The following is a 20,191-nucleotide window of genomic DNA, read 5'->3' as shown; positions in this document are numbered from 1 at the left end:
AAGCCCCGGTTTTTAACTGGCCACGCAGATCTTGAGCATGTTGGTGCCGCCCGGCGCCCCCATGGGCTCGCCGCAGGTGATGGCGTACACATCGCCCTTTTGCACGATGTTGCGGCTCTTCAAATGGCCTTCGGCCTGCTCCAGCGCCGTGTCACGGTCCGCGCTGGTGTCCATGAGCAGCGGGCGCACGTTGCGGTACATCGCCATCTTGCGCTGCGTCGCCACCTTGGGGGTGAGGGCGTAAATGGGGATGTGGATGCGGTGGCGGCTCATCCACAGGGCCGTGGCACCGCTGTCGGTCATCGCCACGATGGCCTTGGCGCCCAGGTGGTGGGCCGTGAACAGCGCGCCCATGGCAATCGACTGGTCGATGCGGCGGAAGGTCTGGCCCGTGAAATCGGCATCAAGCTGGTGGTCTTCGGCGGCCTCAGCGGCGGCGCAAATCTTGGCCATCTCTTCCACGGTTTCGAGCGGATAGCGCCCGGCGGCTGTTTCGGCGCTCAGCATCACCGCGTCGGTGCCGTCCAGCACGGCGTTGGCCACGTCGCTCACCTCGGCGCGGGTGGGCACGGGGTTGGTGATCATGCTCTCCATCATCTGCGTGGCAGTGATGACCACCTTGTCCATGTCGCGCGCCATGCGGATCATCTTCTTTTGCAGCGCAGGCACCGCCGCGTTGCCCACTTCCACGGCCAGGTCGCCACGCGCCACCATGATGCCGTCGCTGGCGCGCAGGATGGCCTCCAGGTGCGGAATGGCCTCGGCGCGCTCGATCTTGGCGATCAGGCCAGGCTTGTGGCGGTATTCGGCAGCGGCCACGTTGCACAGCTGGCGAGCCATTTCCATGTCGGTCGCGTTCTTGGGAAAGCTCACCGCCACGTAGTCGGCCTGAAAGCTCATGGCCGTGCGGATGTCTTCCATGTCCTTGGCCGTGAGGGCGGGAGCCGTGAGCCCACCGCCCTGCTTGTTGATGCCCTTGTTGTTGGACAGCTCACCGCCCAGTTTGACGGTGGTGTGCACCTCTTCGCCGCGCACCGCATCCACCGTGAGCACGATCAGACCGTCGTTGAGCAGCAGCAGGTCGCCCGCCTTCACGTCGCGGGGCAGCTCCTTGTAGTCCAGGCCCACGCCGTTGATGTCGCCTGGCTCGGTGCGCGAAGCGTCCAGCACGAACTTGGCACCGGGTTCCAGAAACACCTTGCCGTCGGCAAACTTGCCCACACGGATCTTGGGGCCCTGCAGGTCGGCCATGATGGCCACTTCGCGCCCGGCACGCTGGGCGGCAGCGCGCACCGTGGCAGCGCGATCTATATGGTCCTGCGCCTTGCCATGGCTGAAGTTCAACCGCACCACGTTGACACCCGCTCGGATCATCGCCTCGAGCAGTTGCGGGTCGCTCGAAGCAGGACCCAGGGTGGCAACGATCTTGGTGGCGCGGCGAGTGGCCATGGCGAGTCTCTTTCGTGTAGATGTAATCGGGTTTCAATTTTCACACGAAACCAGTTACATCCCCGTTACCAGAAAACCCTGACGCACTCCCAGGGAACGGGCTCAGCCCCGCATCAAGGCCTCGATCTCATCGGCTTCCACCGGCACATCGCGTGTGATCAGCTCACAACCGGCCTCGGTCACCACGGCATCGTCCTCGATGCGGATACCAATGTTCCAGAACTGCTCCGGCACGCCCTCGGCGGGACGCACGTACAGCCCAGGCTCGATGGTCAGCACCATGCCGGGGCGCAGCACGCGGCTGGGGCGGTTGGTGATGGTCTCCCCCGAGAGCGGATCCTTGCGTTCGCTGGCCTGGCCCACCTCACCGGGCTCCACGTAGCTGCCGCAGTCGTGCACATCCATGCCCAGCCAGTGGCCGGTGCGGTGCATGTAAAACTGGAAGTAGGCACGCTTGTCGATCACGTCCTGGGCGGTACCGACCTTGTTCTTGTCCAGCAGCCCCAGGTCAAGCAGGCCCTGCGCCAGCACGGCCACCGTGGCGTCGTGCGGGTCGTTGAAGCGCGCACCGGCCTTGGTGGCCGCCACGGCGGCATATTGGCTGGCCAGCACCAGGTCATACAGCGCGCGCTGCGGGGCCGTGAACTTGCCATTGGCCGGGAAGGTGCGGGTGATGTCGCTGGCGTAGCCGTCCAGCTCGCAGCCTGCGTCAATCAGCACCAGCTCGCCATCGCGCACCGGCGCGGCATCGGCCCGGTAGTGCAGCACGCACGCATTGGCGCCCGCAGCGACGATGGAGCCATAGGCGGGGTATTGCGAGCCACCTTCGCGGAACGCGTGCAGCAACTCTGCGTCGAGGTGGTATTCGCGCACATCCTGCCCGGCACGCAACATGCGGGCGGACCGCTGCATGGCGCGGATATGGGCCTGGGCGCTGATCTGGCTAGCGCGGCGCATGATGTCCAGTTCATGCGCATCCTTGATGAGGCGCATCTCGTCGAGCAAGGTGCACACATCGCTTTGTTGCGCTGGGCACAGTGCTCCGTAACGCACGCGGGCGCGCACGGCGTTGAGCCAGCCCTCCACCCGCGCCGCCAGGCCCGTGTGCGTGGCAAAGGGGTACCAGACGCAGCTGCGGTTTTCCAGCAGGCGGGGCAGTTGGGCATCCAGCACCGCAGAGGACTGCGCAGCATCCACCCCCAGCGCTTCGGGCGCGGCGGCGGGGCCTAGGCGGTAGCCGTCCCAGATTTCGCGCTCCAGATCCTTGGGCTGGCAAAACAATGTGCTGTGCCCCTCGGCCGTAAGCACCAGCACCGCGCCCGGCTCGGCAAAGCCGGTCAGGTAATAGAAGTAGCTGTCGTGCCGGTAGATGAAGTCCGTATCGCGATTGCGCGGACGCTCAGGCGCGGTGGGGATGATGGCGATGCCGCCGGCGCCCAGCATCGAAGCGAGGCGGGCACGGCGCTGGGCGTAGATGGATTGCGTTGCATTCATGTGTACATTTTGAGCCCAACTGGCGCGGCCCCGGATATGTCACAGAGAATCTGCGCCCATTGGGTCCAGCGGTTGAAGACCCTCCGCTGCCTGGCGCCGCAGCTCCTCTATCCATCGATACGCATTCATGCTGAACTTTTTTCTGTCAACTTTCGTGCCCGCGCTCGGGGTGGTGCTCACGGCTGCCCTGCTGATCTACGGCGTTTACTACCGCTGGGTAGATGTGCCCCAGAAGTGGCTGCTGACCCGCGAGGCCCTGGTGGCGCTCATCGTGGTGGCAGGCCTGTGCGATGTGTGGCTAGGCGTGCGCGCCTACCTGTCCCACACGGAAAAGCAGACCTGGCAAGACAGCGCTGCCGTACGCGCCAGCCGCGAACGCTTCGTGTTGCCCCAGGATTTCCAATATGGCGAACTGCTCATCCCTGCAGGCAGCCTCATCAACCGCACAGACCCCTTTGACCGGGGCGAGCCCCGCCGCCCCCTGGCCCTGCATGGCCTGGACGCCGTGCGTTTTGCTCAGCCGGTGGAGGTGGCTGGCGTGCTGGCCACCGCCTTGCAGGTAGTGCCCATGCGGGTGGAGCTGGCCGACAACCAGCGCATCGGGCCGGTGCACCGCTATGACACGGCCACGCAGACCTGGGTGCCCAACAAGGTCATGCCCACACTGCAGTGCCGCAAGGGGCAGATCGCGCTGTTCCAGGTGCCGCACATCCCCCACGACCTGCAAGCCGAAGTGGGCAAGCCGCCGCCAGATGGCCCGGACGCCCGGTTTGCGCCCAGCCAGTGGCTGTTTCGCGGCTGCGAAAACGGCCCTGTGACCGTGCAACCGGCCTACAACGCCGCCCAAGCAGCTGCCACGCCATGACCCTACGCGGCTGGCAACGTGGGGCGCCAGCGGGGTGCCCGTTCAGCGGTTGAGTTCGGCCAGGCGCTCGGGCGTGCCCACGTCCGTCCATCGCCCGGCGTAGAGGGAGGCCCCCACGCGCCCCTGGTCCATGGCGCGGCGCAGCAAGGGGGCCAGCGGGGCGGCCATGCCTGCCGGGTTGCCCGGCGGGATATCGCACCAGGGGGCAGCAAACAACTCGGCGCGCAGCAGCGCGATGGTGCTGTAGGTGTAGCGCGGCGCGGGGTCGTCGGCCGGCAGGTTCAGCGCCAGGCCGGCGGCCGAGAGCCCAAAGTCACCGCGCGGGTTATGGGCGGGGTTGGGCACCAGCCACAGGTGGGCGAGGTGGCCGCTGGCCTTGAAGGCCTGCACGGCCTGGGCATCGAACACGAAATCGGGCGCGAACACATCGCCTGCGGCCAGCCAGAACACCGGCCCCAGCTGCGGCAGCGCACGGGCAATGCCGCCTGCGGTTTCCAGCGCCCCACCAAAGTCCACGCCCTCGTGCGAGTATGAAATTGATAGCTGGTGGCGCTTATCTGGTGCGCCCTGCAGGCCAAAATGGCTTGAAAATTGCTCGCTGATCTGCTCCCCCAGCCAGGCTGTGTTGATCACCGCCCGATCCACCCCCGCCTGCGCCAGCGCCTGCAAATGCCACTGCAGCAGCGGCAGGCCCTGCACCTCCAGCAGCGGCTTGGGGCAGGTGTCGGTCAGGGGGCGCATGCGCTCCCCACGGCCAGCGGCCAGCAGCATGGCGGGCACCTGGTGAACAGGGGCTGCGGTAAGGGTCGAACTCATGGAACAAGGCTTTCGGGCACCGGGCGCAGTTCGCCCCGTTGCAAAGCGTGGCGCTGCACGGTGGTGGCCTCCAGCAGCGCCAGCAGGGCATTCATCAGGGCATGGGCTTTGGCGCTGTGGTCGGCGCCAAAGTTGCACACATACACATCCAGCGTGACGGCGGCCTGCTCGGGCCAGGTGTGCACGCACAGGTGCGACTCGGCCAGCAGCACCGCGGCCGTCACGCCGCCGGGCCCGTGGGCCGTGGCAGGAAAGGTGTGAAAAACCTGCCCCACCGCCTGCAGGCCACTGGCGGCCACGGCATCCAGGCAGGCGCGGCCCAAGGCATCGGCATCGGTGAGCCAATGCGGCGCGCAGCGGCATCCGTGGAGGTCGGCAGTGAGGTGCAATCCATGCATGGGCATGCAATGTAGTGCATCACCTAGGGCATCACCCACCGGGCCTGCCATGCTGCCGCCGCGTGCCGGGCGAAGTGCCCACTGCGGCCCCGGTAAAATAAGCGGTTTCCCTGATCCCCACCCACCAGCACCCCCACAACCCATGGCCAACACCCAGCAATCCCAACAAATGGCCAATGCGATCCGCGCATTGGCCATGGACGCCGTTCAACAAGCCAACTCCGGCCACCCCGGCGCCCCCATGGGCATGGCCGACATGGCCGTGGGCCTGTGGGCTCGCCACCTCAAGCACAACCCCACCAACCCCCAGTGGTTTGACCGCGACCGTTTTGTGCTGAGCAACGGCCACGGTTCGATGCTGATCTATTCGCTGCTGCACCTCACGGGCTACGACCTGCCCATGAGCGAGCTGAAGAACTTCCGCCAGCTGCACAGCAAGACCGCCGGCCACCCTGAAGTGGGCATCACCCCCGGCGTGGAAACCACCACCGGCCCGCTGGGCCAGGGCATCACCAACGCCGTGGGCTTTGCGCTGGCCGAGAAGCTGCTGGCCGCCGAGTTCAACCGCGAAGGCCACGCCATCGTTGACCACAACACCTACGCCTTCCTGGGCGACGGTTGCCTGATGGAAGGCATCAGCCAGGAAGCGATTTCGCTGGCCGGCGCCTGGAAGCTGAACAAGCTGATCGCCCTGTATGACGACAACGGCATCTCCATCGACGGCCAGGTGGCCCCATGGTTTGCCGACAACACCGCCCTGCGCTTTGTGTCTGCCGGCTGGAACGTGATTGGCCCCATTGACGGCCACGACGCCGACAAGGTGGCAGACGCCATTGCCGAAGCCAAGAAGCAGACCGAGCGTCCTTCGCTCATCATCTGCAAGACCCACATCGGCAAGGGCAGCCCCAACCGCGCCAACACCGCCAAGGCCCACGGCGAGCCCCTGGGCGCCGAAGAAATCAAGCTCACCCGCGAAGCCCTGGGCTGGACCAGCGAGCCCTTCGTGATTCCTGAAGACGTGTACGCCGGCTGGGACGCCAAGGCCAGCGGCCAGAAGGCCGAAGCCGCCTGGAACGACCGCTTTGCTGCCTACAGCAAGGCTTTCCCCGAGCTGGCTGCCGAATTCACCCGCCGCATGAAGGGCGAGCTGCCTGCCCAGTTTGCCCAGGTGGCCGTGGACACCGTGGTGGCCGCCCACACCAAGGGCGAGACCGTGGCCAGCCGCAAGGCCAGCCAGCTGGCGCTGGAAGCCTTCACCGCTGCTCTGCCCGAGCTGCTGGGCGGCTCGGCAGACCTGACCGGCTCCAACCTCACCAACACCAAGAGCACGCCCAACCTGCGCTTTGACGCAGCGGGCGCCGTGGTCAAGAACGAAGCTGGTGTTGGCGGCCGCCACATCAATTACGGCGTGCGCGAGTTCGGCATGGCCGCCATCATGAACGGCGTGGCGCTGCATGGTGGCTTCATCCCCTACGGCGGCACCTTCCTGACCTTCAGCGACTACAGCCGCAACGCCATCCGCATGGCCGCGCTGATGAAGCAGCGCGTGATCCACGTGTTCACGCACGACTCCATCGGCCTGGGCGAAGACGGCCCCACGCACCAGTCCATCGAGCATGTGGCCAGCCTGCGCCTGATTCCCAACCTGGACGTGTGGCGCCCTGCCGACACGGTGGAAACCGCCGTGGCCTGGAGCGTGGCTCTGTCCAACCGCACCAAGCCCACGGCGCTGGCCCTGTCGCGCCAGAACCTGCAACACCTCTCGGCCGCAGCGCCCAAGCGCGTGCTGGGCGACATCAGCCGGGGCGCGTATGTGCTCTCCGAACCCGCTGACGTGGGCATCAAGAAGAAGCCCCAGGCCGTGATCATTGCCACCGGCTCTGAAGTGCAACTGGCCCTGAAGGCGCAGCGCCTGCTGGCCGACAAGAAGATCGCCGTGCGCGTGGTCTCCATGCCCAGCACCACCACGTTTGACCGCGAAGACGCCAAGTACAAGAGCAGCGTGCTGCCCGCTGGCGTGCCCCGCGTGGCCGTGGAAATGGGCGTGACCGACGGCTGGTGGAAGTACGGCTGCGCCGCCGTGGTGGGCATCGACACCTACGGTGAATCGGCCCCCGCGCCTGTGCTGTTCAAGCACTTCGGCTTCACCGAAGAAAACGTGGCCGACACGGTGCTGGTCGCCATCGGCGCGGCACGCCTGAAGCCCGCCAAGAAGGCCCGCTGACACCCCTCCTGCCCGCTGTGCCCCGCTGCCAGCGGGTGCGTGGCGGCAGGTTCCTGATTTCGACTTTGCAACCTTGGAGAGACTACAAGCTATGACGATCAAGATTGGTATCAACGGTTTCGGCCGTATCGGCCGCAACGTGCTGCGCTCGGCCATCCAGAACTTCAGCGACATCGAAGTCGTTGGCATCAATGACCTGCTGGAGCCCGACTACCTGGCTTACATGCTGCAGTACGACTCGGTGCATGGCCGCTTCCAGGGCACTGTGGCCGTGGAAGGCAACACCCTCATCGTCAACGGCAAGAAGATCCGCCTGACACAAGAGCGCGACCCCGCCAACCTGAAGTGGAACGAAGTCGGCGCTGATGTGGTGATCGAATCCACCGGCCTGTTCCTGGACAAGGCCTCAGCCCAGAAGCACATCGACGCAGGCGCCAAGAAGGTCATCCTGTCGGCTCCTTCCAAGGACGACACGCCCATGTTCGTGTTCGGCGTGAACCACGACACCTACGCTGGCCAAGCCATCGTCTCCAACGCCTCGTGCACCACCAACTGCCTGGCCCCCGTGGCCAAGGTACTTCATGATAAGTGGGGCATCAAGCGCGGCCTGATGACCACCGTGCACGCAGCCACTGCCACGCAAAAGACCGTGGACGGCCCTTCGAACAAGGACTGGCGCGGCGGCCGCGGCATTCTGGAAAACATCATCCCTTCGAGCACTGGCGCTGCCAAGGCCGTGGGCGTGGTGATTCCTGCGCTGAACAAGAAGCTGACCGGCATGTCCTTCCGCGTGCCCACCTCTGACGTGTCGGTGGTGGACCTGACGGTGGAGCTGGACAAGGCTGCCACCTACGACGAGATCAAGGCCGAAATGAAGGCCCAGTCCGAAGGCGCCCTGAAGGGCGTGCTGGGCTACACCGAAGACAAGGTGGTGGCCACCGACTTTCGTGGCGACACCCGCACTTCGATCTTCGACGCTGACGCCGGCATCGCGCTGGACGGCACCTTCGTGAAGATCGTGAGCTGGTACGACAACGAGTGGGGTTACTCGAACAAGTGCCTGGAAATGGTGCGCGTGGTGACTGCCAAGTAAGGCACCCCCAAGCCACCTGCGAAACGCGCCCCGAGGGGCGCGTTTCTCTTTGGTAGGTCACCTTGGCAGGAATGCATCACGCAGCCCACCTACGCAGCATCGGTGCGCGCGCCTACAGCCGCAAGGTGTGTTCAACGGCAGCATAGGGTCAGTTCTGTTCTCTTGCCGCCCATGAACCCACAACGCCTTTATCGCCTGGCCCGCAAAGCCGTCATGGCCTGGATGGATGACTTTGCCCCGAGCATGGGCGCGGCGATTGCGTACTACACCGTGTTTTCCATCGCACCCCTGCTGGTGATCGTGATTGCCGTGGCAGGCGCGCTGTTTGGGCGCGAGGCGGTCCAGGGCGAAATCGTGGGGCAATTGCAAGGGCTCATCGGCCAGGACGCTGCCGTGGCCGTGCAAGCGCTGGTGCGGGCTGCCAGCGAGCCCACGCGCGGCCTGGTGGCGGGCCTGATCAGTGGCGTGGTGCTGCTGGTGGGTGCCACCACCGTGTTTGCCGAATTGCAAAGCGCGCTCGACCGCATCTGGCATGTGCCGCAGCGGGCCAAGCCTTCGGGCCTATGGGCCGTGCTGCGCGCGCGGGTGCTGTCGTTCGGGCTGATCCTGGGGCTGGCCTTTCTGCTCATCGTGTCCCTGGTCATCAGCGCGGGGGTGGCGGCCCTGGGCGGCTGGGCCAGCGGCCTGTGGCCGGCCTGGGAGGTGACGCTGCAAGCCCTGAACACCCTCATTGCGGTAGGCGCCACCACCGTGCTGTTCGCGATGATTTTCAAGTTCATGCCCTCGGTGCCACTGCAGTGGCATGACGTGTGGGTGGGCGCTGCCGTGACGGCTGTGCTGTTCGAGCTGGGCAAATTCGCCATCGGCTACTACCTGGGCAAGAGCGGCGTGAACGAAACCTATGCAGCAGCCGGTTCGCTGGTGGTGGTGCTGGCCTGGGTGTACTACGCCGCGCAGATCTTTTTGCTGGGGGCAGAGTTCACCAAGGTGTATGCCGACGAGCGCGGCAGCGCAGTGGGCAAGCGTGCGGTGGCCGCCACGCAGACCGGCGCTTTGGTGGCGGCAGCAGGCTCAGACATCACCGCCGACATGCTGCCCGCCACACCTGCGGGCGCTGCCTCGCCCGCAGCGCACAGCGACGTGCTGCAGGCGCAAGTGCAAATATTGGAGCAGCGCACCGGCCAGCAGCGTGCGCAATTGTGGGCGCTGGCTGCGCTGGTACTGGCACAGCAGGTGCGCTGGCATTGGCATCGCCGCAAAACGCGTCGCGCGCCGCGCCCTTAGCAACATCAACCCATCAGGCCTGCAAAGGGGCCACGCGCAGGGGGTGGGGAGGCTCGGCAGGCATCTGGGCCACATGCACGGTGCGGGCGGGCAAGGCAAACTTCACTCCCATGGCGGCCAGCTCCCGCATCAAGCCCAGGTTCAGGGTCTGCTGCAGGTCCATATACAGATTGAAGCCCGGGTTCTTCACGATGTAGACCACCTCAAACTCCAGCGCGCTTTGCCCAAAGGCCTTGAAGTGCGCCCGGTCGAACTCCAGCTGCGGCTGGGCTTCTACCAGCCGCTGCACCACGCCTGGGATGGCCTCGACCTGTTCGATGGGGGTGTCGTAAGGCACGCCAAAGCCGAACACGATGCGGCGGCGCTGCATGGGGCGATAGTTGCTGATGGTCTGCTTGAGCAGGTCGGTGTTGGACATCACCACCTCCTCGCCCTGCAGGCTGCGGATGCGGGTGGTCTTGAGGCCAATCATCTGCACCGTGCCCGCCACGTTGCCCACCACCACAAAGTCGCCCACCTGGAACGGCTTGTCCACCGCGATGGACAGCGATGCAAACAAATCCCCCAGGATGTTCTGCACCGCCAGGGCCACCGCAATGCCGCCCACCCCCAGGCTGGCAATGAAGGCCGTGATGTTCACCCCCAGGTTCGACAGGATGGCCAGCAGCACCACGCTCCACAGCAAGGTGCGCAGCCCCCACGACATGAGCGTGGCAGAGGCACTCACATGCGTCATGCCCGAAGAAGCGTGCTGCGCAAGGTAGTGCCGCACTCCGATGCCGATGGCGCGCATGCCCCACAAGCCCATCTGCAGCGCCACGGCCACAAACCACAGCTGGCTCAGTCGGGTTTCCCAGCGCCCGGGCAGATCGAGAAAACTGGCGCCCACCAGCAGGGCCGCCACCAGCATCAAGAAGCGGCTGGTGCCTTCCAGCACATCCACCATCGCACGGGCCACCCCGCTGTGCGACTGGCTTGCCCACGCACGGGCACGGCCGGTCAACAGGCTCAGCGCCAGCAATATGCCCAGATAGGTGGCCACCCCCGCCAGCACGGCGATCAGCAGGCTCCACAGCGGCACGCCCGCAAAAGTGGTCTCCTGAACCCAGGAAAGAAAGGCGGATGGTGGCATGCAGGGGTTCTCCTTGTGTGTAGCGTTGGCAAAGGCCAAGCCCAGGAGCCACGTGGTGCACCAGGGCAGGCAGCCTTTCAGCATGACCGCGCATCGCGCACAACACCATCCGCAGTGCTTGCAAATGTTTGTAGGACATATCCCACAACCCAAGGCGCAGGCGGCGCTGGACTTGGGTTTTTCACCCTGGCAAGGGGGGGGACAAAGTCCAGCCACACCGCGAGGCGTCAACCACCAGTGGATGCCGTGTTAAGAGCGGCTAACAAAACTCAGCGAAGCGGTTCTGGCTAGGCGCCGCGTCGCAGGCAGTACGCGTAGTACGACAAGACGCGGCAACGACGCCAGAAGAGTTTTGTTAGCCGCTCTAAGTGGCAGAGCGCTCCGCGTAGGCCTCGGTATCCACTTCGCTGGCGTTCTGCGGGTTGTAGCGGTTGCCCACCACGGTGCGCTCGTTGATCAGCGCTTCCAGCCGCTCGATGACAGCGCTGCCGAGCTGCACCTGCACAGCCCCCAGGTCGTCGTGCAGATGCTCCACACTGGTCGTGCCCGGGATGGGGATGATGTCCTGCCCCTTGTGCAGCAACCAGGCCAGCGCCAGTTGCGCGGGGGTGCAGCCCACTTCGGCCGCGATGGCACGGTAGCCTGCCAGCAATTGCAGGTTGGCTGCATACGCCTCGGGCGCAAAGCGCGGCATGCCACGGCGGATGTCCTTGGCGTCCAGCGTGCCCACATCGGTGAGGTCGCCACACAGAAAGCCCCTGCCCACCGGGCTGAAGGCCACAAACGCCACGCCCAGTGCACGGCAGGCGTCGAGCACCGCAATCTCGGGGTTGCGCGTCCACAGCGAATACTCGGTTTGCAGGGCTGCAATGGGGTGCACGGCATGGGCGCGGCGCAGCGTGGCGGCCGACACTTCCGACAGGCCAATGCTGCGGATCTTGCCCGCGCGCACCAGGTCGGCCAGCGCGCCCACGCTGTCTTCAATCGGCACGCTCTTGTCCCAGCGGTGCAGGTAGTACAGGTCGATCACATCGGTCTGCAGACGGCGCAGGCTGTCTTCGCAGGTCTGGCGCAGCGTGGCAGGGCGCCCGTCAATCACGCGCACCAGCTTGCCGTCGCCATTCACATCCACGCCCTGCATACCGCACTTGCTGGCCAGGGTGAAGCAGTGGCGGTGCGGCTTCATCACCCGGCCCACCAGGGTTTCGTTGGCGCCAAAGCCGTACAGCGCCGCCGTGTCGAACAAGGTCACGCCCGCATCCAGCGCGGCCAGCAGCACACGCTCGCCCTGCTCGGCGCTGACCGGGGCGCCATAGGCGTGCGAGAGGTTCATGCAGCCCAGGCCAATGGCGCTGACCTGGAAAGGGCCCAAAGCACGTTGTTGCATCACATCTCCGATATCTAATGAAAAACGCCCGCAGCGTTTGATCTACGGGCGGTAGCAGCTACTGAATCAATAGCAGCATCAAACCAGTTGCTGCTCCAGATCATGCAACACCTGGTAGCAAGGCAGCACCTGCGCCACGCTGGCGTTGGGCTCGCGGCCTTCGCGGATGGCGGCGAAGAACTCGCGGTCTTGCAGCTCAATGCCGTTCATCGACACATCCACCTGGCTCACGTCGATCTTCTCTTCCTTGCCGTTCACCAGGTCGTCGTAGCGGGCGATGTAGGTGGCGGTGTCGCCGATGTAGCGGAAGAAGGTGCCCAGCGGGCCGTCGTTGTTGAAGCTCAAGCTCAGCGTGCAGATGGCACCGTTCGCCGCCTTGAGCTGGATGCTCATGTCCATGGCAATGCCCAGATCCTTGTGGATAGGACCCTGGATGGCGTTGGCTTTGACGATGGGGCTGCCCGCCTGGTAGGCGAAAAGGTCCACCGTGTGGGCAGCGTGGTGCCACAGCAGGTGGTCCGTCCAGCTGCGGGGCTGGCCCAGCGCGTTCATGTTGGTGCGGCGGAAGAAGTAGGTCTGCACATCCATCTGCTGGATGTTGAACTCGCCCGCCTTGATCTTGTGGTGCACGAACTGGTGGCTGGGGTTGAAGCGGCGGGTGTGGCCGCACATGGCCACCAGGCCCGTCTGCTTTTGCAGGTTCACCACCGCCTGGCCTTCGCTCAGGATGTCGCACAGCGGGATTTCCACCTGCACATGCTTGCCCGCTTCCAGGCAGGCAATGGACTGGCTGGCGTGCATCTGTGTGGGCGTGCACAGAATCACGGCGTCCACTTCCTTGATCGCCAGGCTGTCGGCCAGATCGGTGGTGACGTGCTTAATACCGTACTTGTCGGCCACTTCCTGGGTCTTGGCCAGATCGCGGCTGATGAGGGAGACGACTTCCACATCGGGAATGTTTTGGATGCCGTCCAGGTGCTTGATGCCGAAGGCGCCCGCGCCTGCGAGTGCGACTTTGATGGTCATGGGGTGATGTCCTTTGGGATTCGGTTCAGTTCTCAAGAATCAGGTGGCCCACGGCGGTGTTGGACGCTGGCACATGGTAGAAGCGGTGCGCCACTTTGGGGGCGGGGCCACCGGCCACATCGGCCATGGCACCGCGGGCGATGAGCCACATCACCAGCTCAATGCCTTCACTGCCCGCTTCGCGCACGTAGTCGATGTGCGGCACTTCCGAGCAAGCGGCAGGGTCGTTGATGAGCTGGTCAAGCCAGGCGTTGTCCCACTCGCGGTTGATGAGTCCGGCGCGTGCGCCCTGCAACTGGTGGCTCATGCCCCCCGTGCCCCAGATGTGCACGTTCAGGTCTTCGTCAAAGCTCTCCACCGCGCGGCGGATGGCCTGCCCCAGCTGGAAGCAGCGGCGGCCACTGGGCACGGGGTACTGCACCACGTTCACCGCAAACGGAATCACCGGGCAGGGCCAGGCACCGGTCTGCGGATGCTGCTCGCCGCACATCAGCGACAGCGGCACCGTCAGGCCGTGGTCCACATCCATCTTGTTGACGATGGTGAGGTCAAAGTCTTGCTGAATCACGCTTTGCGCGATGTGCGAGGCGAGTTCGGGGTGACCGACCACCTTGGGCACCGGGCGCGGGCCCCAGCCCTCGTCGGCGGGTTGGTACTCGGCGGCGGTGCCGATGGCGAAGGTGGGAATCAAATCCAGGCTGAAGGCCGTGGCGTGGTCGTTGTAGACGAGGAAGATGACATCGGGCTTGTGGTCCTTCATCCATTGCCTGGAGAAGTCGTAGCCTGCGAACAGCGGCTTCCAGTAGTCTTCCTGGGTCTTGCCCAGGTCCATGGCCGCGCCAATGGCGGGCACGTGCGATGTGTAAACAGATGCGGTGATGCGTGCCATGGTGTTCAGTCTTTCTGGGCCTGCCCGGCCTTGCCTTGCGGCTGGCGGTGCGCCTGGGCATCGCCGTCTTCGCCGATGTAGCGGTTGCCGTTGGCACTGCGGCCACCGCCGATCATCATGGCGCGGTATTCCTCTTCGGTCATGCCGGTCATGGAGCCCGCCATTTGCTGGAAGCTCTTTCCATCGGTTGCGCCAATCTTGGCCAAAAAGTAGATGTTGCCGCCGGTACGCATGCACCAGTTCAGGTCGCGGGCCAGCACGGCCTGCTTCTGCTCTTCGGTCATCGCCCACTCGTCCAGATAGGCGCGCTCGTTGGCCTTGAAGCGTTCGCGGTTCTCGGCCTTCATCAGGCTCATGCAGAACTGGTTGAGCCAGTAGCCTTTGCGGCTTTGCTCAGCGTCAAAGATGATGGTGCCAGGCACGTCCTGGTAGGGTTTGTCGAGTGCCATCTCAGACCTCCTCGGGCCAGTAGAGCTTCATGGGGTTGGTGACCAGCAGCTTTTGCTGCAGCTCGGCCGTGGGCGCAATGTGCGGGATGAAGTCCACCAGCAAACCATCGTCAGGCATGTGGTCCTTGAGGTTGGGGTGCGGCCAGTCGGTGCCCCACAGCACGCGGTCAGGAAACTCCTGCACCACGCGGCGCGCAAAGGGCACCACGTCCTGGTACGCGGCCTGTTCGCCGTTCAGGGCCTTGGGGCCCGTCACGGAGAGGCGCTCGGGGCAGCTCACCTTGCTCCACACATTCTTGTGCTCGCGCATGAACTTGAGGAACAGCGCGAACTCTTCACTGTCCACGCCCTTGCTCACGTCCGGGCGGCCCATGTGGTCCACCACCACGGTGGTGGGCAGGCGGGTGAAGAAGTCCCACAGCTCGGGCAGGTCTACCGCCTCAAAGTAGATGACCACATGCCAGCCCAGCTGGGCGATGCGGCCTGCAATCTCCATCAGCTCGTCCTTGGGCGTGAAATCCACCAGGCGCTTGACGAAGTTGAAGCGCACACCGCGCACGCCCGCAGCGTGCAGAGTTTGCAGTTCTTCATCGGTGACCGAGCGCTTGACCGTGGCCACACCCCGCGCCTTGCCGCCACTGGCAAGGCACGCATCCACCATGGCGCGGTTGTCTGCGCCGTGGCAAGTGGCCTGCACGATCACGTTGCGGGCAAAGCCCAGGTGGTCGCGCAGCGCAAACAGCTCGTGCTTGCTGGCATCGCAAGGGGTGTACTTGCGCTCGGGCGCGTACGGAAACTCCGCGCCGGGGCCGAACACATGGCAGTGGGCATCCACCGCGCCTGCGGGCAGCTGAAAGCGGGGCTTGGCAGGGCCGGTGTACCAGTCAAGCCAGCCGGGGGTTTTGGTGAAGCCTTCGGCTTGGGTGAAGACCTCCGCTCTGGTGAATTCGCTCATTCGCGTGCTCCTTGGATTCTTGCTGGCTCGCAGGTCAGTCCAGCGAGACGTTGGCCTGGCGGATCACGTCGCCAAAGCGCTTGGCTTCGTCCTTGACGAACTGGTCAAACTGCGCACGTGTGGTGGGGAAGGACTCGTAGCCAAAGGTCTTGAACTTCTCGGCCACGTCAGGGCCGGTCAGGGCCTGCTCGATGTCGCGCTTGATCTTGTCGGTGACGGCAGCGGGCAAGCCGGGCGGCACGGCAATGGCGTTCCAGCCGGTCACGGCAAAGTCCTTGGGGCCACCGGATTCGGCCACGGTGGGCACGTCGGGGAACTCAGGCGAGCGCTGGGGTGCGGCCAGGGCCAGCAGGCGCAGCTTGCCAGCGCGGTACAGCGGGCCCGCGGTGGCGGCGCTGCCCAGCGCGAAGTTGATGTCGCCCGTGGAGACCGAGGTGTAGAGCTGCGTGGTCTCCTTGAAGACCACATGCTCCATCTGCGTGCCGGTCATACTCTCGAACAGCTCCGAGCCCAGGTGCACCGGGTTGCCCACCGACCACGAGCCGTAGTTGAGCTTGCCAGGGCGCGCCTTGGCATCGGCCACCACATCGGCCACGGTCTTGTAGGGGCTGTTGGTGCCCACGGTGAAGAAGAAGTAGGTGCGGAACAGCGGCAGCAGGGGGTCGAAATCCTTGGCAGTGTCGTAGGGCAGCTTCTTGAACAGGCTGGGGTAGGCTGCCAGGTGCACGTTGTCAAGCACGATGAGGTCATGCCCATCCTTGGCGCCGCGCTTGAAGGCATCGATTGCAATGAAGCCGTTGCCACCGGGGCGGTTTTCCACCACCACCGACTGGCCCCAGGTTTTGGAGAGCTTGTCGGCCACCAGGCGCGCCACGCCATCGGGGCCGCCCCCCACCGGGAAGGGGGTGATGATGCGCACAGGCTTGGTGGGGAACTGCTGTGCGGCGGCCCACTGGGGCGCCAGCCCCAGGGTGGCGGCCAGGCCCACAGCCAGGGCGGCGGTGCGGCGGTTCAGGTTTGCGAAAGTTGCCACGGGATGTCTCCTTCATGTAATTACTATTAATTTGATAGCTGCTTGCGCTTTATTCATAAGCGCTACAGGCCTTTTTTACTTGAAATTGCTTGCAGACAGACAGGTCAGTCGATGTAGCGCAGGCCCTTCTTTTCCAGTGGCTCGCGCATCTTGTACATGTCCAGCCCCAGCACGCCGCTGGCCAGCTTGGCGCGCTTTTCGCCCTCCAAGCTCTCGCGCTTTTGCGCGGCTTCCAGTGTCTGTACCGCCCGCGCAGCGGGCACGCAGACCACGCCGTCATCGTCTGCCACGATCACATCGCCCGGCGTGACCAGCATGCCGGCGCACACCACGGGAATGTTCACCGAGCCCAGGGTTTCCTTGATGCAGCCCTTGCTGGAGATGCACTTGCTCCACACAGGGAAGTTCATCTCCTGCAGCGTTTTCACATCGCGCACACCCGCGTCGATGATGAGTGCCCGCGCGCCGCGCGCCTGGAAAGACGTGGCCAGCAGGTCGCCAAAGTAGCCATCGGTGCAATCGGCCGTGACGGCTGCCACCACGATGTCGCCGGGCTGGATCTGCTCGGCCACCACATGCATCATCCAGTTGTCGCCGGGGTGCAGCAGCACAGTGACGGCGGTGCCGCTGACCTGCACGCCGCTCTGGATGGGGCGCATGTACGGCTTGAGCAGGCCCACACGGCCCATGGCCTCGTGCACGGTGGCCGAGCCCAGGGCGGCCAGGCCATCGGCGGCTGCGCGGTCGGCGCGGGTGATGTTGCGGTAGACAACGCCTAGTTCGTACATGTCAGAGCCCCTTTGCCTTCAGGCGGATGTCGAGTCGCGAGAACACGCGGCGCGTATTGGCTTCGTAGATCTGGTGCTTGTCCTCGGCGCTCAGAATGGTGCTGGCCTCGATGTAGCGCTTGGTGTCGTCGTAGTAGTGGCCGGTGGTGGGGTCGATGCCACGCACCGCGCCGATCATTTCGCTGGCAAACAGCACGTTCTTCACCGGGATCACGGTGTTGAGCAGGTCGATGCCCGGCTGGTGATACACGCAGGTGTCAAAGAACACGTTGTTCAGCAAGTGCTCTTGCAGCAGCGGCTTCTTCATCTCCTGCGCCAGGCCCCGGAAGCGGCCCCAGTGGTAGGGCACCGCGCCGCCGCCGTGCGGAATCAGGAACTTGAGCGTGGGGAAGTCCTTGAACAGATCGCCCTGGATGAGCTGCATGAAGGCCGTGGTGTCGGCATTGAGGTAGTGCGCACCGGTGGTGTGGAAGCACGCGTTGCAGCTGGTGCTCACATGGATCATGGCGGGCAGGTCGTACTCCACCATCTTTTCGTAGATGGGGTACCAGTGCTTGTCGGTGAGCGGGGGGCTGGTCCAGTGGCCGCCCGAGGGGTCCGGGTTCAGGTTGATGCCGACGGCACCATATTCCTTCACGCACTTTTCCAGCTCGGGAATGCAGGTGGACGGATCGACACCGGGGCTTTGCGGCAGCATGGCCACGGGCACGAAATGGTCGGGGAACAGCGTGGAGACGCGGTAGCACAGCTCGTTGCAGATGGCCGCCCAGGTGCTGGAGACATTGAAGTCACCGATGTGGTGGGCCATGAAGCTGGCACGCGGGCTGAACAGCGTGATGTCGCTGCCGCGCTCTTTCATCAGCTTGAGCTGGTTGGTCTCGATGGACTCGCGCAGCTCGTCGTCGCTGATCTTCAGGTCCGCCACTTTGGGCATGGCTGCGGGGTCTTGGATGCCAGCAATCTGCGCATTGCGCCAGTTCTCCAGCGCCTTGGGGGCCGTGGTGTAGTGGCCGTGGCAGTCGATGATGAGGCTCATGAAGGGCTCCTTGGATGCTTGGAATCGGTATATCAGGTCGGCGCGCGGCTAAGCGGGCTCCATGCCCTGGCGGCGTTTGGCTGGTGCCGCCTGCGGGGACGCCATGAACGCCAGCAGCGCCTGCGCGGCCGCGGGCTGGGCGGCGGCTGTGGCCACCGCGCCCGAGAACGTGGTGGTGATCTGGATGGGCTCTGGCAGCGGCCCGGCCAGCGTGATGCCTGGCACGTGCAGCAATTCGCTCAGCTGCTGAAAGCCCAGCTCCACCTCGCCGCACGCCACCAGCGTGCCCACGGGTACGCCCGGTGGGGCCTGAACAATGCGGGGCGCAATTTCTTGCGCAATGCCCCAGCGCTCGAACAGCCGGGCCAGCGCCACACCGCTGGGGCCGGTGGAATAGCTGAGGCTGCGGGCCGCCAGCACCGCGCGACGTACGGCGTCTTCCGAGGTCAGGTCGGGCACGGGGGCGCCTTCGCGCACTGCCACGGCCACGCCGGAATGCACCAGATCAACCTTGCTGCCCGCCCGCACATGGCCCGAGGCCGCGAGCTTGTCGATGGCGTCAGAGGCGAGGATGACCACGTCAAACGCCTCACCCGCCTGCACGCGCCGGGCGGCATCCACCCCGCCTACGGATTCGATGTGCACCGGGTCGGCCGATTGCTGCGCATAGGCGGCCACCAGCTCTGCCAGCACCTGGCGGGTGGCCATGGACGAAATGCCTTGGAGGGGGGTAGCCATGCGTCTCCTGTGGATGCGGTGCGGCCGGGGTAGGCGCTGTGGCGCCTGCCTGGCCCGTGAAAAGGCTTGATTGTGGTCATGGCGCGGCCCGTGCGACAGCGTGCCAAGCCACTACCAGATATACCATTCTGTGATGGCCAAATGGCAGATATTCCAATAACCATAGCTGCCGACCCGCCGCAGCCTACAGGGAGAGCCCCATGGACTTGAAACAAATCGAATACTTCGTGCGCGTGGCAGAGCTGGGCAGCTTCACCCGGGCTGCCGTCGTGCTGAACATTGCCCAGCCCGCCCTGAGCCGCCAGGTGCGTTTGCTAGAGGTAGAGCTGCGCCAGAACCTGCTGGTGCGCAATGGGCGCGGCGCCATTCCCACCGAGGCGGGCAAGCTGCTGCTGGAACATGGGCGCGGCATCCTCCACCAGGTGGAGCGGGCGCGGGAAGAGCTGGGCCGGGTGCGCGGTGCGCTGGCCGGGCGCGTGGCCATTGGCCTGCCCACCAGCGTGGCGCGTGTGATGACGGTGCCGCTGACCCGCGCCTTCCGCAACGATCTGCCCGAGGTGCGCCTGTCCATCAGCGAAGGCTTGTCGGGCGCCATTCTGGGCGGGCTGAACAGCGGCCACCTGGACCTGGTGGTGCTCTACAACGCCCAGCCCTCGCGCGAGACCGATGTGGCGCACCTGCTTGACGAAGACCTGGTGCTGGTGCGGGCCCGCCCGCCAGGCCTGCTGGAAGACCCGCCGCCCGGCCCCATCGCACTGAGCGAGGTGGCCCAACTGCCCCTGGTCATCCCCACCCGGCCGAATGCGATCCGAATGCATGTGGAATCAGAAATGGCCCAGATTGGCTGCACCCCGCAGGTGGCGCTGGAGATTGATGGCGTGTCTGCCATCCTCGACCTGGTGGCCGATGGCGCGGGCTGCGCCGTGCTGTCGCGCAATGCCCTGCTGAACTCGCCGCGCCCCTCGGCCTACACCGCGCAGGCCATTGGCACGCCGCCGCTGCGCATTGCGTTGTCGCTGGCCACCAGCTTGCAGCGGCCATCCACCCAGGTGCAAAAGGCCGCGCTCGATCTGGTGCGCAGAACGGCGGCGGCGGTGTTCCAGCCGCGCTGAGTGCGCCCGGCAGCGCTCGCCAA

At 65.2% G+C, this 20,191-nt stretch carries 19 protein-coding genes; 5 read left to right on the top strand and 14 right to left on the bottom strand.

Annotation, left to right across the window (positions count from 1 at the left end):
• Window positions 1–12: 12 nt before the first annotated feature.
• Entirely contained in the window at window positions 13–1,449 is a 1,437-nt protein-coding gene (pyk, locus tag PQV96_RS01180) for a pyruvate kinase (RefSeq protein ID WP_066691132.1), read from the bottom strand.
• A gap of 102 nt (window positions 1,450–1,551) precedes the next feature.
• The gene (locus PQV96_RS01175) at window positions 1,552–2,943 is read right to left on the bottom strand and encodes an aminopeptidase P N-terminal domain-containing protein (protein WP_066691131.1); all 1,392 of its coding nucleotides are present in this window, start codon (window positions 2,941–2,943) and stop codon (window positions 1,552–1,554) included.
• A gap of 127 nt (window positions 2,944–3,070) precedes the next feature.
• Here PQV96_RS01175 and PQV96_RS01170 point away from each other — a divergent pair, with 127 nt between their 5' ends.
• On the top strand, window positions 3,071–3,808 hold the full coding sequence (locus PQV96_RS01170) for a hypothetical protein (RefSeq protein ID WP_207374235.1): 738 nt from the start codon (window positions 3,071–3,073) through the stop codon (window positions 3,806–3,808).
• A 42-nt stretch (window positions 3,809–3,850) separates the two neighbouring features.
• On the opposite strand, the gene PQV96_RS01165 is transcribed toward PQV96_RS01170, so the two are convergent.
• Both PQV96_RS01165 and speD read right to left on the bottom strand, forming a co-directional pair.
• Window positions 3,851–4,624, bottom strand: coding sequence for a nucleotidyltransferase family protein (locus PQV96_RS01165; protein ID WP_273624313.1), 774 nt, complete (start codon window positions 4,622–4,624; stop codon window positions 3,851–3,853).
• Window positions 4,621–5,022, bottom strand: coding sequence for an adenosylmethionine decarboxylase (gene speD / locus PQV96_RS01160; protein WP_044399078.1), 402 nt, complete (start codon window positions 5,020–5,022; stop codon window positions 4,621–4,623). The genes PQV96_RS01165 and speD overlap by 4 nt, the downstream gene beginning before the upstream one ends.
• A gap of 142 nt (window positions 5,023–5,164) precedes the next feature.
• Here speD and tkt point away from each other — a divergent pair, with 142 nt between their 5' ends.
• From tkt to PQV96_RS01145, 3 genes are all read left to right on the top strand, one after another.
• On the top strand, window positions 5,165–7,246 hold the full coding sequence (gene tkt, locus PQV96_RS01155) for a transketolase (RefSeq protein ID WP_207374233.1): 2,082 nt from the start codon (window positions 5,165–5,167) through the stop codon (window positions 7,244–7,246).
• A 91-nt stretch (window positions 7,247–7,337) separates the two neighbouring features.
• Window positions 7,338–8,339 (top strand): type I glyceraldehyde-3-phosphate dehydrogenase, encoded by a 1,002-nt coding sequence (gene gap / locus PQV96_RS01150; RefSeq protein WP_273624312.1) that lies wholly within the window; start codon window positions 7,338–7,340, stop codon window positions 8,337–8,339.
• Between the two features lie 171 nt (window positions 8,340–8,510).
• Window positions 8,511–9,623: a YihY/virulence factor BrkB family protein gene (locus PQV96_RS01145; protein ID WP_207374231.1), complete on the top strand. Its 1,113-nt coding sequence runs from the start codon at window positions 8,511–8,513 to the stop codon at window positions 9,621–9,623.
• Window positions 9,624–9,636: 13 nt separating this feature from the next.
• Here the strand turns inward: PQV96_RS01145 and PQV96_RS01140 are convergent, their stop codons facing one another.
• The 10 genes from PQV96_RS01140 to PQV96_RS01095 form a co-directional block, all read right to left on the bottom strand.
• A complete protein-coding gene (locus PQV96_RS01140; RefSeq protein WP_207374230.1) occupies window positions 9,637–10,755 on the bottom strand; it encodes a mechanosensitive ion channel family protein in 1,119 nt (372 codons plus the stop codon).
• A 364-nt stretch (window positions 10,756–11,119) separates the two neighbouring features.
• Entirely contained in the window at window positions 11,120–12,142 is a 1,023-nt protein-coding gene (locus PQV96_RS01135) for an aldo/keto reductase (RefSeq protein WP_273624310.1), read from the bottom strand.
• Between the two features lie 78 nt (window positions 12,143–12,220).
• Window positions 12,221–13,168 (bottom strand): Gfo/Idh/MocA family oxidoreductase, encoded by a 948-nt coding sequence (locus PQV96_RS01130; protein WP_273624309.1) that lies wholly within the window; start codon window positions 13,166–13,168, stop codon window positions 12,221–12,223.
• A 25-nt stretch (window positions 13,169–13,193) separates the two neighbouring features.
• Complete coding sequence (locus PQV96_RS01125; protein ID WP_273624308.1) at window positions 13,194–14,057, bottom strand: class III extradiol dioxygenase subunit beta; 864 nt, start codon at window positions 14,055–14,057, stop codon at window positions 13,194–13,196.
• A 5-nt stretch (window positions 14,058–14,062) separates the two neighbouring features.
• Window positions 14,063–14,506, bottom strand: coding sequence for a protocatechuate 4,5-dioxygenase subunit alpha (gene ligA, locus PQV96_RS01120; RefSeq protein WP_066782689.1), 444 nt, complete (start codon window positions 14,504–14,506; stop codon window positions 14,063–14,065).
• Window position 14,507: 1 nt separating this feature from the next.
• Window positions 14,508–15,461, bottom strand: coding sequence for an amidohydrolase family protein (locus PQV96_RS01115; protein ID WP_273624307.1), 954 nt, complete (start codon window positions 15,459–15,461; stop codon window positions 14,508–14,510).
• Window positions 15,462–15,495: 34 nt separating this feature from the next.
• Window positions 15,496–16,494 carry a Bug family tripartite tricarboxylate transporter substrate binding protein gene (locus PQV96_RS01110; RefSeq protein WP_273624306.1) on the bottom strand — a complete coding sequence of 333 codons (999 nt, stop codon included), beginning with the start codon at window positions 16,492–16,494 and terminating at the stop codon, window positions 15,496–15,498.
• A gap of 104 nt (window positions 16,495–16,598) precedes the next feature.
• Complete coding sequence (gene ligK, locus PQV96_RS01105; protein WP_273624305.1) at window positions 16,599–17,282, bottom strand: 4-carboxy-4-hydroxy-2-oxoadipate aldolase/oxaloacetate decarboxylase; 684 nt, start codon at window positions 17,280–17,282, stop codon at window positions 16,599–16,601.
• A gap of 1 nt (window position 17,283) precedes the next feature.
• Window positions 17,284–18,318 (bottom strand): amidohydrolase family protein, encoded by a 1,035-nt coding sequence (locus PQV96_RS01100; protein ID WP_273624304.1) that lies wholly within the window; start codon window positions 18,316–18,318, stop codon window positions 17,284–17,286.
• A gap of 48 nt (window positions 18,319–18,366) precedes the next feature.
• Window positions 18,367–19,056 (bottom strand): substrate-binding domain-containing protein, encoded by a 690-nt coding sequence (locus PQV96_RS01095; RefSeq protein WP_273624302.1) that lies wholly within the window; start codon window positions 19,054–19,056, stop codon window positions 18,367–18,369.
• Between the two features lie 200 nt (window positions 19,057–19,256).
• Here PQV96_RS01095 and PQV96_RS01090 point away from each other — a divergent pair, with 200 nt between their 5' ends.
• Window positions 19,257–20,168, top strand: coding sequence for a LysR substrate-binding domain-containing protein (locus PQV96_RS01090; RefSeq protein WP_273624301.1), 912 nt, complete (start codon window positions 19,257–19,259; stop codon window positions 20,166–20,168).
• The last annotated feature ends 23 nt before the right edge of the window (window positions 20,169–20,191 follow it).

It is taken from the genome of Acidovorax temperans, from assembly GCF_028596105.1.
GTDB classification, from domain to species: Bacteria; Pseudomonadota; Gammaproteobacteria; order Burkholderiales; family Burkholderiaceae_C; genus Acidovorax; species Acidovorax temperans.
This window is presented reverse-complemented; position numbering and strand designations above follow the sequence as displayed.